Source organism: Corallococcus sp. BB11-1, assembly GCF_026626625.1.
Classification (GTDB): Bacteria; Myxococcota; Myxococcia; order Myxococcales; family Myxococcaceae; genus Corallococcus; species Corallococcus soli.
This window is the reverse complement of sequence record NZ_JAPNJY010000041.1, coordinates 77,666-92,666: the sequence shown is the minus strand read 5'-3', so window position 1 is coordinate 92,666 and position 15,001 is coordinate 77,666. Positions and strand designations below refer to the sequence as shown.

At 72.7% G+C, this 15,001-nt stretch carries 13 protein-coding genes; 8 read left to right on the top strand and 5 right to left on the bottom strand.

Going from position 1 to position 15,001, the window contains the following annotated elements; genetic code table 11:
- Window positions 1-361 precede the first annotated feature (361 nt).
- The 3 genes from OV207_RS35370 (at window position 362) to OV207_RS35360 (ending at window position 2,842) form a co-directional block, all read left to right on the top strand.
- Complete coding sequence (locus OV207_RS35370; protein ID WP_193349939.1) at window positions 362-1,165, top strand: prolipoprotein diacylglyceryl transferase; 804 nt, start codon at window positions 362-364, stop codon at window positions 1,163-1,165.
- A 45-nt stretch (window positions 1,166-1,210) separates the two neighbouring features.
- Entirely contained in the window at window positions 1,211-1,783 is a 573-nt protein-coding gene (locus tag OV207_RS35365) for an SAM-dependent methyltransferase (protein WP_267559522.1), read from the top strand.
- A 132-nt stretch (window positions 1,784-1,915) separates the two neighbouring features.
- Complete coding sequence (locus OV207_RS35360; protein WP_267559521.1) at window positions 1,916-2,842, top strand: alpha/beta fold hydrolase; 927 nt, start codon at window positions 1,916-1,918, stop codon at window positions 2,840-2,842.
- A 25-nt stretch (window positions 2,843-2,867) separates the two neighbouring features.
- Here the strand turns inward: OV207_RS35360 and OV207_RS35355 are convergent, their stop codons facing one another.
- Window positions 2,868-3,761, bottom strand: a complete 894-nt coding sequence (locus OV207_RS35355) for a DMT family transporter (protein ID WP_267559520.1) — start codon at window positions 3,759-3,761, stop codon at window positions 2,868-2,870.
- 68 nt (window positions 3,762-3,829) lie between these two features.
- Window positions 3,830-4,111, bottom strand: coding sequence for a rhodanese-like domain-containing protein (locus tag OV207_RS35350; RefSeq protein WP_193349943.1), 282 nt, complete (start codon window positions 4,109-4,111; stop codon window positions 3,830-3,832).
- Window positions 4,112-4,198: 87 nt separating this feature from the next.
- Between OV207_RS35350 and OV207_RS35345 the strand changes: the two genes are divergently transcribed.
- Window positions 4,199-4,714, top strand: coding sequence for a GreA/GreB family elongation factor (locus OV207_RS35345; protein ID WP_193349944.1), 516 nt, complete (start codon window positions 4,199-4,201; stop codon window positions 4,712-4,714).
- Window positions 4,715-4,724: 10 nt separating this feature from the next.
- On the opposite strand, the gene OV207_RS35340 is transcribed toward OV207_RS35345, so the two are convergent.
- A complete protein-coding gene (locus OV207_RS35340) occupies window positions 4,725-6,554 on the bottom strand; it encodes a sensor histidine kinase (RefSeq protein WP_267559517.1) in 1,830 nt (609 codons plus the stop codon).
- Window positions 6,555-6,760: 206 nt separating this feature from the next.
- Between OV207_RS35340 and OV207_RS35335 the strand changes: the two genes are divergently transcribed.
- The 3 genes from OV207_RS35335 to OV207_RS35325 all read left to right on the top strand — a co-directional run bounded on the left by OV207_RS35335 (window position 6,761) and on the right by OV207_RS35325 (window position 12,329).
- Complete coding sequence (locus tag OV207_RS35335; protein WP_267559516.1) at window positions 6,761-9,601, top strand: PAS domain S-box protein; 2,841 nt, start codon at window positions 6,761-6,763, stop codon at window positions 9,599-9,601.
- Between the two features lie 120 nt (window positions 9,602-9,721).
- Window positions 9,722-11,209: a vWA domain-containing protein gene (locus tag OV207_RS35330; RefSeq protein ID WP_193349946.1), complete on the top strand. Its 1,488-nt coding sequence runs from the start codon at window positions 9,722-9,724 to the stop codon at window positions 11,207-11,209.
- Between the two features lie 19 nt (window positions 11,210-11,228).
- Window positions 11,229-12,329, top strand: coding sequence for a hypothetical protein (locus OV207_RS35325; protein WP_267559515.1), 1,101 nt, complete (start codon window positions 11,229-11,231; stop codon window positions 12,327-12,329).
- A 73-nt stretch (window positions 12,330-12,402) separates the two neighbouring features.
- Here OV207_RS35325 and OV207_RS35320 read toward each other — a convergent pair whose 3' ends face one another.
- Window positions 12,403-12,756: a hypothetical protein gene (locus OV207_RS35320; protein ID WP_267559514.1), complete on the bottom strand. Its 354-nt coding sequence runs from the start codon at window positions 12,754-12,756 to the stop codon at window positions 12,403-12,405.
- Window positions 12,757-13,065: 309 nt separating this feature from the next.
- On the opposite strand from OV207_RS35320, the gene OV207_RS35315 reads away from it, so the two are divergent.
- Window positions 13,066-13,860 (top strand): sterol desaturase family protein, encoded by a 795-nt coding sequence (locus tag OV207_RS35315; protein WP_420715287.1) that lies wholly within the window; start codon window positions 13,066-13,068, stop codon window positions 13,858-13,860.
- Window positions 13,861-13,935: 75 nt separating this feature from the next.
- Here the strand turns inward: OV207_RS35315 and OV207_RS35310 are convergent, their stop codons facing one another.
- Window positions 13,936-14,874: a dimethylarginine dimethylaminohydrolase family protein gene (locus OV207_RS35310; RefSeq protein ID WP_267559513.1), complete on the bottom strand. Its 939-nt coding sequence runs from the start codon at window positions 14,872-14,874 to the stop codon at window positions 13,936-13,938.
- Between the last annotated feature and the right edge of the window lie 127 nt (window positions 14,875-15,001).

The window sequence follows — 15,001 nt, the reverse complement described above, 5'->3', positions numbered from 1 at the left end:
GCCGTGTGATTGGACCGCATCCCCCTGACAAAAGTTCACGGGATTTCCTTAATAGACACCTCTTGTCTGGGGTCTCGGTCCTCACTCGGCTTCCTCGAACCTCCGGAAAGGCAACGGATTCCCTCCGCGGGACGAGGGGAGTGCCCGGGGGAGCACAGGGGGTCTGTCCACCAGCGGATGTGGGGAACGGGCAGGCAGGGGGGGGCGGGGGCGCGAGGAGGCGGAGGTGGGGGGCTTCACGCGCGGCGGGCGTGGGGGCAGCAAGAAAGAGGTGGAGGGAAGCCCGGGATGCGCCGATTGTTCGCGTTCGACCCTTCCCGCGTCCATCCTGGGCGGGGTCCTGGCCTTTTCCGGAGCCCCCTTGATTCCCTATTGGCATGCCCCCTCGTTCAAGCTGGGGCCCCTGGAGCTGAACCCCTTCAACGTCTTCGTGGCGGCGGGCATCCTGCTGGCCGCGCGACTGCTGACGAAGCAGGCGGAGCGCGAGGGGCTGGATCCGAACCCGCTGGCGGACTTCGCCATGTGGGGCGTGGCGGCCGGCATGCTCTTCGGCCACTGGGTGCACCTGTTCTTCTACCACCCGGAGGAGCTGTCCAAGAGCCCGTTCCAGATTCTGCGCTTCTGGGACGGCCTGTCGTCCTTCGGCGGCCTGCTGGGCGGCATCTTCGCGGCGGTGGTGTTCTTCCGGGTGAAGAAGCTGCGCTTCAACGACTACGCGGACAGCTTCGCGCTGGGCGTGGCGCCGGGGTGGGCGGTGGCGCGGCTGGGGTGCTTCGCGGTGCACGACCACCCGGGGCGGCTGACGGACTTCTTCCTGGCGGTGCAGTTCCCCAACGGCAACCGGCACGACCTGGGCCTGTACGACGCGGTGGTGCTGTTCGCCATCTCCGGCCTGCTGTACGGGCTGCGCAACGCCGGGAAGCTGAAGGGCCGGCTGCTGCCGCTGCTGGCGCTGCTGTACGCCATCTCCCGCTTCAGCCTGGACTTCCTCCGGGCCACGGACCTGTCGTACGTGGACGCGCGCTACTTCGGCCTGACGCCCGCGCAGTACGGCAGCATCCTGCTGGTGGCGTACGGGGTGTGGGGCCTCCTGCGCAAGCAGGCGCCGAGCGCTTCGGCCCAGAAGCCGCCACCGTCGTCGGGACGGGTGGAGGCCGCGCGCTAAGCGGGTGTGCTTCGCTTCAGGCTTCGTGAGGCCGGGGGGGTTCGCATGAAGGCGTTGGCGTATGACGCGGTGATGGCGCCGCTGGGGTGGGTGGGGCTGAACGCCGCCCGCCGCCAGCTGGTGGACGGGCTGTCGGGCCGGGTGCTGGAGGTGGGCGCGGGCACGGGCCTGTCGCTGCCGGGCTACCCGGACACCGTGACCTGCGTGACGGCGGTGGACGTGGACCTGGGGGCGCTCCTGCGCGCCCGGGCCCGCCGCGCCGGCGTGGCGCTGCTCCAGGCGGACGCGCAGGCGCTGCCGTTCCCGGAGGCGTCGTTCGACGCGGTGGTCTCCAGCCTGGTGTTCTGCTGCGTGGACGCCCCGGCCACGGCGCTCGCGGAGGTGGGGCGCGTGCTCCGGCCGGGAGGGGAGCTGCGCCTGCTGGAGCACGTGCGGGCCCCGAGCCCCGTGCTGGCGCTCGCCCAGGACCTGCTGACCCCCGCCTGGCACCGGCTGTCCGGCGGCTGCCGCCTCAACCGGGACACCTTCCGGCTGGTGGAGAACGCCGGCTTCCAGGTCCTCCGCAGGGAGCAGCGCCTGGGCGGCGTGGGCGAGTTCATCCTCGCGCGGCGGCCCTGAGTCCGGAATGAGCCCGGCGGGTGGGGGACAACCCACCGCATCGGGTTTTCGGATGGAATGTCAGAGGTCACCTTAGGATGACGGGCACGCTGGCGGAACCACCCGCCACGTCCCATCCCAAGGCCCTCACGCATGACCCGTTCCCTCCCCTGCCTCCTCGCGCTGCTGTCCGTCGTCGGCTGTGGCCCCGCCACGGACACGTCGCCGGACCTTGAGAGTGCTCCCGCCGCGCTGGAGGCGTCCGACCGCCATGGCGGCTCCGCGCCCCGAGAGGGCTCCGTGCGGCTGTCCACCGGCGTCACGCTCCGCTACGTGGAGCAGGGCCGCCGGGACGGGCCCGTCGTCGTCTTCCTGCACGGCTACACGGATTCGCACCACACCTGGGACCTGGACCTGCCGCGCTTCCCGCGCGACCTGCACATCTACGCGCTGGACCAGCGCGGCCACGGGGACTCGTCCCGCCCGGCGTGCTGCTACACGCAGCAGGCGTTCGCCCGGGACGTGGTGGCGTTCCTCGACGCGAAGCGCGTCTCGCGCGCCATCCTCGTGGGCCACTCCATGGGCAGCTTCATCGCGCAGCAGGTGGCGCTGGACGCGCCCTCCCGCGTGAAGGCGCTGGTGCTCGTGGGCTCCGCGCCCACCGTGGCGGGCAACGAGGTGGCGCTGGGGCTCAAGTCCGCCGTGGACACGCTGACGGACCCGGTGGACCCCACGTTCATCCGCGAGTTCCAGGCCAGCACCTTCGTCCGGCCGGTGCCCGCGTCCTACCTGGACACCCTCGTCGCGGAGAGCGCCAAACTGCCCGCGCGCGTGTGGCAGGACTCGCTGGACGGGCTCATCGCGGAGGACCACTCGGCGCGGCTGGGGAGCCTCCGCGTGCCCACGCTCATCATCGGCGGGGACCAGGACGGCTTCTTCTCCGTCGCGGAGCAGCGCGCCCTGGCCCGCGCCATCCGCGGCTCCACGTACCTGCTCTACCCGGAGACGGGCCACGCCCCGCACGCCGAGCGCCCGCGGCGCTTCGTGGACGACGTGAGCCACTTCGTGCGGCGCCTGTAGCCGGCGGCACCGCCGGCGCGGGGCTTCACGGTCGGGCCGCCCGGGACACCGGCTCCGGGCGGGCCGGGTCGGAGCCCGCCAGCACCACCACCGCCACCAGGATGAGCAGGCCGCCCGCGCCCTGCCTCAGCGACAGTCGCTCGCCCAGGAAGAGCGCGCCCAGCACCACCGCCATCACCGGCTCCAGCGTGGACAACAGCGACGTGTTCACCGGCCCGATGCGCTCCAGGCCCGCGAAGAACGTGAGCACCGCCACCACCGTGGACAGCAGGGACAGGCCCGCCACCGCGCCCCAGCCCCCGGCCGTCTGGGGGAAGGACGGCCCCTTCGCCAGCATCAGCGCCCCGAAGGCGAGCCCCGCCGACAGGAGGATGACGGTGCTCGCGCCGAGCGGCCCCGCCGGGCCCACCACGCGCGCGCTGGACAGGACATAGACGGCGTAGATGACGGCCGACAGCACGCCCAGCGCGATGCCCAGCGGCTTCGCGTCCGGCCCGGGGTCCACCGTGAGCGCGGTGCCCGCGAGCGCCAGCGCCACCGCCAGCCAGCGGGTGCGGCTCAGGTGTTCGCGGCCCAGGGCCACCTGGAGCACCGCCACCAGCGCCGGGAAGAGGTACAGCAGCAGCGCCACCAGCCCCGCGGACGCGTGCTGGAGCGCGACGAAGTAGGCGCTGCCTTCGGCGAAGTAGCCCAGCGCCCCCAGCAGCACGAGCCCCAGCAGCACCCGGCCCCGGGGCCAGCGCCGCCGGCGCGCCAGCATCACGCAGGTGAGCACCAGGCCCGCCAGCGTGAAGCGCAGGAACAGCAGCGTGGGCATGTCCGCGCCCGCCGCGTAGGCCCACCGCGCGAACAGCCCCAGCGCGCCAAAGGAGGCGCCGGACAGGGCGACGAGGAGGAAGCCGGCGGTGCGGGTCTGCATGGGCGCGGTGCGCACGCTCGCCCGGACCGGGCCCGCTTGTCACGCGGCCCCGGGCGCCTTCGCGGCGCCTACCAGTTCTTGACGGACTGGAGGTCGAACACCTCCGGGAAGCCGCCCTTGCGCAGCAGCTCCGCGGCCACCGCGCTGCGGCCCCCCGCCGCGCAGTACACCACCACGGGCGTGCCCACCGGGCCCACCTCCGAGAGGCGCTGGGCCAGCACCTGCACGGGGATGTTGCGGGCGGCCTCCGGGTGTCCCTGCTGGAACTCCTCCGGGGTGCGGACATCCAGCAGCACCGCGCCTTGCGCGACCAGTTCGTGGGCCTTCTGCGAGCGTTCCTGAGGCGTCATGGGGCCATCGTATCCCCTGCCCCCGCCCGGCCCGGGCCGAAAACTGGAGGCCGCCGCACCGGGCGCTACAGTCCTGTAACGACCGCCATGCCACTCGACAAGCACACCCTGCTCCACCAACTGGCCGACCGTCTCCAGCAGAGCGACCGGCTGGCCCACCGCGCCGAAGCCGACGCCCGCGAGGCGGCCCGCAGCCTGGCCACGGAGTCCGAGAAGAAGGAGGACGGCCGCGCCGCCATCGAGTACGGCAGCCTCGCCACCGGCCAGGCCCAGCGCGCGCGCCGGCTCCAGGAGGAGCTCCAGGCGCTCACCGCCTTCGGCCAGAAGGCGCTGCCCCGCTTCCCGCGTCAGGGGCCCGTGGGCCTGGGCGCCCTGGTGGACGTCAGCACCGAAGATGAGGACGGCTTCGCCGAGCGCACCTTCTTCGTGCTCCCCGCCGGCGCGGGCACGGAGCTCACCGGCCCCGGCGGCGACGGCTTCCTGTCCGTCATCACCCCCAACTCCCCCGTGGGCCGCGCCCTGCTGGGCCGCCGCGCCGGGGACACCGTGGAGGTGACGCTCGCGGGCGAGGTGCGGGAGTGGACGGTGCTGGAGGTGGCCTGACGGCCGGGGCTCAGGACGGCTCCGGCTCCGGCGCGGGCTCCAGGTCCGCCGTCGGGCCCGGCGCCGCGTGCGCGGTGAGCCACTCCTCCGGGATGTCGCCCCGGGGCAGCTCCAGGATGAACGTGGAGCCCTGCCCGGGCTCGCTGGTGGCGCGCACCTTGCCGCCGAACGCTTCGACAATCTGGCGGGTGATGTAGAGGCCCAGGCCCAGGCCGCCGTAGTGCCGGTCGCTCACCGCGCGCTCGAAGCGCTCGAAGATGCGCGCCAGGTCCTCCGGCGCGATGCCGATGCCGTGGTCCTTCACCGTGAGCCGCGCCAGCGTGCCGTGGCCCTCCACGCCCAGCACCACCGGGTGGCCCGCGCCGTACTTGAGCGCGTTGGACACCAGGTTCGTCACCACCTGCTCCAGCCGCAGCCGGTCCCACCGGCCCACCACGGGCACCGGCGCGTTCAGCTCCAGCTCCGTGCCGTGCTGTGCCGCCGCCGGGGCGAAGCGGTAGAGGATCTCCGCCGCCACGCTCGCCAGGTCCAGCTCCTCCAGCTCCAGCCGCAGCCGGCCCGCCGTGATGCGCGACACGTCCAGCAGGTTGTCCACCAGCCCGGACAGCCGGCGCACCTGGCGCTGCACCACGTCCAGCGTCTCCGCGACCTTCTCCGTGGGCACGGGCCTGCCCTCGCGTGCCAGCACCACCACCTGCTTCTGGAGCAGCTGCACCTTGAGGCTCAGCGGCGTGAGCGGCGTCTTCAGCTCGTGGCTCGCGATGCCCAGGAACTCGTCGCGCTGGCGCACCGCCTCGCGCGCCTCGCGCAACAGCCGCGCGTTCTCCAGGTAGAGCGCGGTGCGGTGGGCCAGCTCCGACAGGAAGCGCTCCTCGTCCGCGTCGAAGGCGCGCAGCACGTTGGAGCGCAGCAACATCAGCGCGCCCAGCATGCCGCCGCGCGCGCCCAAAGGAACGCTCAGGCACCCGTGCGGCCCCACCTCGCGCAGCAGCCGCGCGTGCTCCGCGTCCCGCGCGATGGCCGCCACGTGCTCCTCCGACAGGATGGGCAGGCGGCCCACCGCGCCGGAGACGAACACCTCCGGCAGCTCCCCTGACAAGGAGGAGTCAGGCGGGTAGCGGCCGAGTAAATCCCTCAGGAGCGCGTGCCGGCCCGCGTCCGCGTGCAGGGACGCCACCACGCGCACGGGCTCGCCCGGCGCCTTCAGGATGAGCAGCGCGCCGTCGCCCAGCGCGGGCACCAGCAGCTTGAGCAGCGGTTCGAGCTGCGCCTCCGCGTCCACCGCTTCGCCCAGCAGCGCGCCCGCCTCCGCCAGCAGCCGCGACGCATCCAGCACCGCGCCGGGCAGCGCCTCCACGCCGTGCGTGCGCAGGAGCGCAGCCGCGACCTGCCCGTCCCCGCCCTTCACCGGCACCGCGGTGGCCCGCAGGAGCGCGCGCGTCCCGTCCGGCCGGAGCACCTCCCACACCGACGCGTCCACCTGCTCGCCCGCCAGCGCCCGCGCCAGAGGCGACTCGTGCGGGGGCAGCGGTGTGCCGTCCGCGCGCACCCATTCACACCCGGGCAGGCGGCCATGCTCCACGCGGGCAGGGGCCGGAATGCCGAAATGAAACGCCGCCTGCGTGTTGAAGGCGAGGACCGCGCCGGTCCGTTCGATGAGGATCCACCCTTCCGCTTCCACGCCCGCGCCCACGACACGCACGGGCAGGCCTTGCTCCGCCAGACCCTGCGTCAACGCCGCGTCGGCGGAGGGCTCTGGGACCCCGTCGGGGGACGGGTCCGGGCGGCTGGAGGAAGACGTGACGCCGGAGGACATGCTGGGGCTTTCCGCACGCATCATGGTGTCATCTCCGCCTCCCGGGAAGGAAGACAGACCCCAAGGCCCGCCCCATCACCATCAAGCACACGGAATGCTTCCCGTCATCCCGCTCTTCCCACGGGCCCCCTTGCCTGCATGGCGGCGATCCTCAATCGTTCGACTGTCCACGTCCGCGACCCATGAAGTTCTGTTCGCACGGCGAAGTTCTTCCACCGCGAGTCTCCTGAATGCAGATGCCGTTCATCCGCCCTGACGGGACCCCCAGCGAGCGGCGCTTCCGGCAGGTCATCGACACGCTCCAGGAGGTCGTCTTCCAGACGGACACGGAGCGTCGCTGGGTCTTCCTCAATCCCGCGTGGACCGAGGTGACGGGCTTCCCGGTGGAGGAGTGCCTGGGCCGGTCCGCCATGGACTTCGTGCACCCGGACGACCAGACGCGCACGCTGGAGGTGTGCTCGTCCCTGCTCACGCGCGAGCGCGAGTTCGTCCAGCACGAGGTGCGCTACCTCACGCGCGACGGCGGCTTCCGCTGGGTGGCGGTGTTCGCCCGGGTGACGGTGGACGAGGACGGCGCGCTGCTGGGCATGGCGGGCACGCTCAACGACATCACGGAGAGCAAGCACACGAGCGATGCGCTCGCCCGCCGGGAGCGCTACCTCACCGCCCTGGTGGACATGCAGCAGCGGCTGCTGTCGGTGCCCCCGGGCGGGGACCTGTACGGGCCCGCGCTGGCGCCGCTGGGCCAGGCGTCGGGCGCCAGCCGCGTCTACGTCTTCGAAACGCACCTCAACTTGCAGGGCGCGCTCATGTGCAGCCAGCGCGCGGAGTGGTGCGCCCCCGGCGTGGCCGCGGAGCTGGACAACGCGCTGCTCCAGGAGCTGCCGATGCGGCCGACCCTGGAGCGCTGGGTCCCCATCCTGGAGCGCGGCGAGGTGGTCACCGGGCGCGTGGCGACCTTCCCCGCCTGTGAGCGGGAGCTGTTGGAGCCCCAGAACATCCTCACGCTGCTGGTGCTGCCCCTGCGCATGCAGGGCCGGCTCGTCGGCTTCGTGGGCTTCGACAACTGCTTCGAGGCGCGCGAGTGGGACCGGCTGGAGGTGGACCTGCTGTCCGCGGCCAGCGGCGCCATCTCCGTGGCGCTGGAGCGGCGTGAGTCTGAACGGGCGCTGCGCGAGCGCGAGCGCCGCTTCCGCCAGCTCGCGGAGAACGCGTCGGACGTGCTGTACCTCTACCGCCGGGAGCCGCCGCGCGGCTTCTCCTACGTGAGCCGCGTGGCCCGCACCAAGCTGGGCCTGGGGCCGGAGGCGCACTACGCGGATCCGGAGCTGTGGTACCGCCAGGTGCACCCGGAGGACCGGCCCGCGCTGGAGCGCCTGCTGGAGTCGCCCCGGAGCTCCGACGGCGCGCCGGTCGTGCTGCGCTTCCTGCTCCCCGACGGGCGCACCCTGTGGCTGGAGCACGTGGTGGCGCCGGTGACGGACGCGAGCGGCCGGGTGGTGGCGGTGGAGGGCCTGGCGCGCGACATCACCGAGCGGCGCGAGGTGGAGGAGGCGCTGAAGCGCTCCGAGGCCAGCCTGCGCGCGCTGATGGAGGGCTTCCCGGACGCGGCGGCCATCGAGCGCGACGGCCACATCGTCTACGCCAACGCGGTGCTCGTCACCACGCTGGGCTTCGAGCGCGCGGAGGAGCTGGTGGGCCGCCCGCTGTCGGAGTTCCTGGCGGACGTGCCGGGCACGGGCACGCCGCCCGCCGCCACGGCGCCGCTCACCAGCGAGCGGCGGCTGGTGCTGCGCGACGGGCGCACGCGCGTGGTGGAGCTGGCGTCGCTGCCCCTGCGCTTCGACGGGCAGCCGGCGGTGGTGTCCATCGCGCGGGACGTGACGGAGCAGCGCCAGCTCCAGGCGCGGCTGACGCTGGCGGACCGGCTGGCGTCGGTGGGCACGCTGGCGGCGGGCATCGCGCATGAAATCAACAACCCGCTGGCCTTCGTGCTCTCCAACCTGGCCTTCCTGTCGGACGAGTTCCGCAACCACCTGACGCCCTCCGCCTCCCGCGGGGTGCGCCCCCCGGACGTGGCCGAGTGGCAGGAGGTGCTGGGCGAGGCGTGCGAGGGCGCCGAGCGCGTGCGGCAAATTGTCCGCCAACTGAAGACCTTCTCCCGGCCGGACGAGGAGCGCGTGTCCCCGGTGGACGTGCACGCGGTGCTGGACTCCGTGGTGATGATGGCCGCGAATGAGATCCGCCACCGCGCGCGGCTGCGGCGGGACTTCGGCACGGTGCCCCTGGTGATGGCCAACGAGGGCCGGCTGTGCCAGGTGTTCCTCAACCTGGTGGTGAACGCCGCGCAGGCCATCCCGGAAGGCGCCGCGCACGAGCACGAGGTGGTGGTGGCCACGCGCGCCGAGGCCGGGCGCGTGGTGGTGGAGGTGCGCGACACGGGCAGCGGCATCCCCCTGGAGGTGATGGGCCGCATCTTTGATCCGTTCTTCACCACCAAGCCCGTGGGCGTGGGCACCGGCCTGGGGCTGTCCATCTGCCACGGCATCATCAGCGGGCTGGGCGGCGACATCAGCGTGGACAGCACCCTGGGCCAGGGCAGCACCTTCCGCGTGATGCTGCCCGCACCGTCCTCCACGCCGCCGTCCCGTCCGGCCGAAGTCGCCGTGCGCCGCGCGCCCGCGGCGCCGCGAGGCCGGGTGCTGGTGGTGGACGACGAGCCCGCGGTGGGCCGCGTGCTGCAGCGGCTCTTGCGCGACCACGACGTGGAGGTGGCCACCAGCGGCCGACAGGCCCTGGAGCGCATGGCCCAGGCGCCGCGCTTCGACGCGGTGCTGTGCGACGTGATGATGCCGGACCTCGCCGGGCGGGACGTGTACGAGGCCGTGCGGCGCGACCACCCGGGGCTGGAGCGCCGCTTCGTCTTCGTGTCGGGCGGGGCCTTCTCCGTGGGCGCGAGGGAGTTCCTGGCGCAGATCCCCAACCCGCTCCTGGAGAAGCCCTTCGACGAGGCCCGCGTGCGCGGCGCGGTGGAGGACCTGGTGCGGCGCGGCCCGCCAGAGGCCGCCTGAGCGGCGCCCTCCATCGGTCATCGGGAGGACCCTCCTCCCGCTGACGGATGCGCGGTCCGCCCGCCTCTGCGAGCGTGTGCTCGTCCGCTCGCCTCTCCCTCCGCCGAGGTCACACCGCCCATGCGCCGCTCCACCCTGCTGCTGTCCCTTGCTGGCCTGCTGGTCGTGGGCGCGCTCGCGCTCGACGCGCTCACGAAGCTGAACGCGCCCCGGAACCACCCCCCCACCCACGTCGCGTCGGCCCCGCTGCCGGCGCCGGGCACGGGGCCGGACCAGAGCCACACGGTGGTGCAGCCGGGCGAGGCGCCCATCCACCTGGTGCTGCCCGTGGGCGTGGGGCAGCCCGCGTCAGGCAAGGCCGGCCCGCTGGAGCTGACCGGCAAGCTGTCCGGCGCGTACGTGCGCGCGGGGCCGGGTGAGGCCTTCGCGTGGTTCGAGCTGTCGGCGCGCAAGCCGGAGACCGTCCAGCGCGTGCCGGTGAACCTGGCGCTGGTGGTGGACCGCTCCGGCTCCATGATGGGCGGCAAGCTGGAGGACGCGAAGCGCGCGGCCCAGGCCCTGGTGCGGCAGCTCAACGCGGGCGACCGGCTGGCGCTGGTGCACTACGGCTCCAACGTGACGACGCTGCCCAGCGTGGTCATCGACGAGCAGACGCGCGCGTCGCTGCTCCAGGCCATCTCCAGGATTGAGGTGGAGGGCGCCACCAACATCAGCGGCGGGCTCCAGGCCGCGGCGGAGGCGGTGCGCCCCTACACCCGGGAGTACCGGGTGACGCGCACCATCCTGCTGAGCGACGGCCAGCCCACCGAAGGGTTGGTGTCCAACACGGGCCTGTTCTCCGAGGTGGGCCGGATGCGCGAGCTGGGCATCACCGTGAGCGCGCTGGGCGTGGGCGAGGGCTTCAACGACGTGCTGATGCGCGGCATGGCCGAGCGCGGCGGCGGCTTCTCCGGCTTCATCAGCGATTCGGCGGAGCTGGCCTCCATCTTCACGCGGGAGCTGGAGCAGGCCGCCAGCACCGTGGCGCGCAACGTCAACCTCGTGCTGACGCTGCCGCCGGGCGTGAGCAGCGTGGAGGTGATGGGCCTGCCGTCCACGCGCCAGGGCAACACGGTGCGCGTGCCCCTGTATGATTTGACGGGCGGCCAGTCCGCGCGCGTGGTGGCCAAGGTGACGCTGGACGCGCCCGCGAGCGGCGCGGAGATGAGCGTGCTGGCCGCCAGCCTGGACTACGTGGACGTGACGGCGGACCTGCCGTCCCAGGTGCTCCTGACCCTGAGCGCGAAGGTGACGGACAGCGAACAGGTGGTGCACGCGAACCTGGACCGGGACGTGCGCGTGCACGCCATCCGCGCGCTGGGCACGCAGCAGCTGCACGCGGCGGCGGAGGAGATGAAGAGCGGCAACCGTCAGGGAGCCATCGATCTGCTCACCAACGCGCGTCGCCTCTTCGGCAGTTCGGCGTCCGCGCTCGCCGGGGAGATTGCGGACGTGGACGCGGCCCAGGCAGCCTATGGCAAGGCCCACGACGAAGGCGACGTGCGGCGTGAGATGCTCCAGTTGAAGCGCAAGACGATGAAGAGCTTCGGGCAGAACAACTCCTACTAGCAGGCAGGGACGGTGCGCCATGTCGCTCTCCATCCAATTCATCCGCCGGGAGGACTTCGAGACGCGCTGCCTGTCCGCGTTCGTGGGGGCCGGGGCCATGGCGCTGGTGGCGGGCCTGGCCTCGCAGGTGCTGCGCATGCGGGTGGACGTGAGCGCCCTGGCGCTGGTGGCGGCGGCCTTCGCCGCGGTGAAGCCGCTGCCCACCTTCAACGCCCTGGTGCGCACGGCGGTGGTGTTTCTGCCCGCCATCCCCTACGTCCTGGGGCTGCCGTCACCCTGGGACCACGCGGCGGCGGGCGCGCTCGCCGCGACCGTGCTGGCGTGGCGCGGCCACGGGCGTGACGGCCTGGGCACCTCCACCCAGGTGGCGCTGAGCGCCGGGGCGGCGGCGGTCACCACGACGGTGGGGCTGTACGTGCAGGACGTGCTCGGCGCGCGCTTCTTCTCCGGCCGGGGCTACTTCCCCCTGCTGGTGGACGCGGGCGTGATGGCGCTCTTCTGGAGCATCGGCACGCTGCCGGTGAACCTGGCCATGAGCCTGGACGCGGTGGCCACCCGGGGCATGCGCCTGGAGGCCACGCTCACCGGCGAGGTGCGCGGGCTGGTGGCGCGGGCGCTCGGGCTGTACCGCCAGAGCCAGACGGAGGCGCGCAAGCTGGCCACCGGCGCGGGCCGCGCCAAGCTCCAGGCGGTGCTGGGCAAGCTGGCCGAGGACGCCTTCACCCTGGCCGAGTCCTACACGGTGCTGGAGGCCCAGCTCACCTCCGCGTCCCAGGGCAGCGTGGACTCGCAGGTGCAGGCCCTGCGCAAGCGCGCCCAGGACGCCCAGGACGGCGTGGCCCGGCGCCAGTTGGAGCGCGCCGCCGCGTCGCTGGGAGAGGAGCTCAACCACCTGGACGCGCTGTCCCGGAAGCGGGAGCGGCTGTTCGCCCAGCTCCACGCCCAGGTGGCCCTGCTGGAGCGGGCCCGGGTGTGCTTCATCGGCGCCCAGGCGTCATCCCCGCTGGGCGGGGTAGACCGGGCCCAGGCGCTGGCCGACAAGCTCTCCGCCCTGGACCTGGAGTCCACCAGCGCGGAGCTCCCGCCCCTGCCCCAGCCCGCCCCGGCCGTCCGCGCCTAGCGCCGCGGCCCGGTCCTCGCCCGGTCCTCCACGACCCTGCCCCCGGGTCCAGACCCCGCAGGACCAGCGGAGGTTATTTCTCCGAAGTCGCGCGGGGCGTGCGGGAGGACGCGCGGGTGCGCTTGCGGGCCGGGGTGGCCTGCTTCCTCACGACGGTGGGCGTGTGGAGCTGGCTGGCGATGCGCGCCTCGATCTCCTCGCGGGTGCGGCGGCTGACCTCCAGCGCGGCGTTGATGCGCTCGCGCACGCGGTCAGCCTGGGCCTCGGCGGCGGCCCGGTATTCAGCGATGTCCCGGCGCAGCTCCAGGCGCCCCTCCGTAGGGGGGGCGGTGGCCGCCTTGCCCCGCTTGGACGCCGCGCTCCCCCGCCGTGCCGGCCGCCCCGTGCCCGTCCCGCTTGCCTGTTGCCCCTGTGCCTTGCGCGCCATCTGGCCCCCTCGTGCGATCGCTCGCGTCCGTGGGATGAAAGGTGGGGTGTCCGTTCCCGCCATGGAAGTCCGACCGTGGGTCGCACGCAGGACGGGCGGGCGGACAATCGCGTCCACTCCAACAGGGGGGCTTCTCAATGCTTCAAGGAAGACGCTAAGAGGGCTTCGCCGTTCCTGGGCCGAGGGCCTTCCAGGCTGATAGCTCAGGCGCCGCCGCATCTCCCCAGGGCCGGGGTGCGAGCGAGCCTTCGTGTCCCGCGCACCCGACTCAAGGGTCCCGCGCGGCGGAACAACTGTGAGGGGATACCCGTGGCGGTCTCTTTCCTGAACCGGAAGCACAACCTCGACCGGATGTCGTTGCGCGACCTGGTCTATTCGTTCTTCACCTACTACGCCGTCGTCGCCTACATCCTCATCGGCATCACCTGCATCGTGCTGTCGGTGAAGTGGTTCGAAAACCCCGTGCGCATGGCGGCGGCGGTGGTGGTGGCGACGGTGGCGTACCCGTTCGGCTGGTACCTCATCCACCGGTACATCCTGCACGGGCGCTTCCTCTACAAGTCCGCGGCGACGGCGGTGACGTGGAAGCGCATCCACTTCGACCACCACCAGGACCCGCACGACCTGCGCGTGCTCTTCGGCGCGCTGCACACCACGCTGCCCACCATCGCGCTGGTGCTCACGCCCATCGGCTACCTCATCGGCGGGCGCTCCGGCGCGGCCGCGGCGCTGGGCTGGGGCATGGTGACCACGTGCTTCTATGAGTTCTGCCACTGCATCCAGCACCTGAACTACGCGCCGCAGTTCAAGTTCCTGAAGGACATCAAGCGGCTGCACATGTCGCACCACTTCCACAACGAGACGGGCAACTTCGGCATCACCAACTACTTCTGGGACCGCGTGTTCGGCACGCTCTACGAGAAGGCCGCGGACAAGCCCAAGAGCCCCACCGTCTTCAACCTGGGCTACACCGCCGAGGAGGCCCAGAAGTACCCCTGGGTGGACAAGCTGTCCGGCGGCACGCGCGGTGACGGACACCCGCGCCGCTTCTGGCAGGCGGAGGGGCTCAGCGCCCCGGAAGGCGCCTCCACCGAGCAGACCTGAGCCGACGCCCAGGCACCGCGCTTTTCCCGGACCTCCCCGTGCGCACGCCGCCCGGGGAGGTTCTCCATTTCCACCTCACGCGGACATCGCCGCCACCGACTCCGCTTCGCGCTCCTCGCGGAAGCGCTGGGCGGACACCGGCGGCAGGGTGTGCACGCGCGCGGCGAGGCACGCCGCGCTGCCCCCGGCCAGGTGGAATTGATCCAGCTTCACGCTGACGGGCCTCCGCCCCAGCCCGCGCAGGAGCGCCTCCACGCGGGGCACCCGCGCGCCGACGATGACGGTGTTCCCCACCTCCACCAGGTTGAGGCCGAAGGCGAGCGCGTCCTCGCGCGCGACGGGCACCACCTGCTGGATGCCCTCCGTGCGCGCCAGGGTGCGCAGGGCGTCGGGGGTGAAGGCCTCGGGACACACGAGCGCGGTGCCGTCGGACAGCACGGTGAGCGCGGTGTCCAGGTGGTAGAGGTACGGGTCGCACAGCTCCAGCGGCGTGACGGGCGCGTCCAGGAAGGCCTCCAGCACGCCCGCGGCCCGCTGCGTGGAGCGCTGGCCGAAGCCCAGCAGGGCCCCGCGCCCCTGGGGCAGCATGGCCACGTCGCCCCCTTCGATGTGCACGCGCTCCGGTGCAATGACGTCGAAGCCGCGCGCGGACAACCATCGCGCCCGCGCGAGCTGCTCCCCGCGCCGCTGTCCGTGGCGCATGGTGGCCAGCAGCGCGCGCAGCTCCCCCTCCTGTGACACGAGCACCGCGTTGTCCTTGGCGAACACGGAGTCGAACGCGCCATGGACGAAGGGCAGCTCGAAGAAGCCCGCGCCCGCGTCACGCAGGGCCCGCAGGAAGGCCCGGTGCTGGGAGCAGGCCCGGCGCCACGCGACGGCGCCGACCTTCATATGTGGATTGATGTTCCACGCGACCTGATACGCGCAGTCACGGGAGCGGACGTGGTCCTTCTCGCAACGCACCTGACTCACGGCGAAGGTGGCGGGAGTGAAGTGGCCAGTATTCAAGAGCATCCCCATACATGTGGTCGGAAGGCACTCCTGCCTTCCCAGACATGTAGAGAGGGTGCGCACCATGGGCGGGCTTGGCGAGGTGGCTGGGGAAGTAGGAGCGGAGGACGCACGCCTGTCCGAGCGTCTG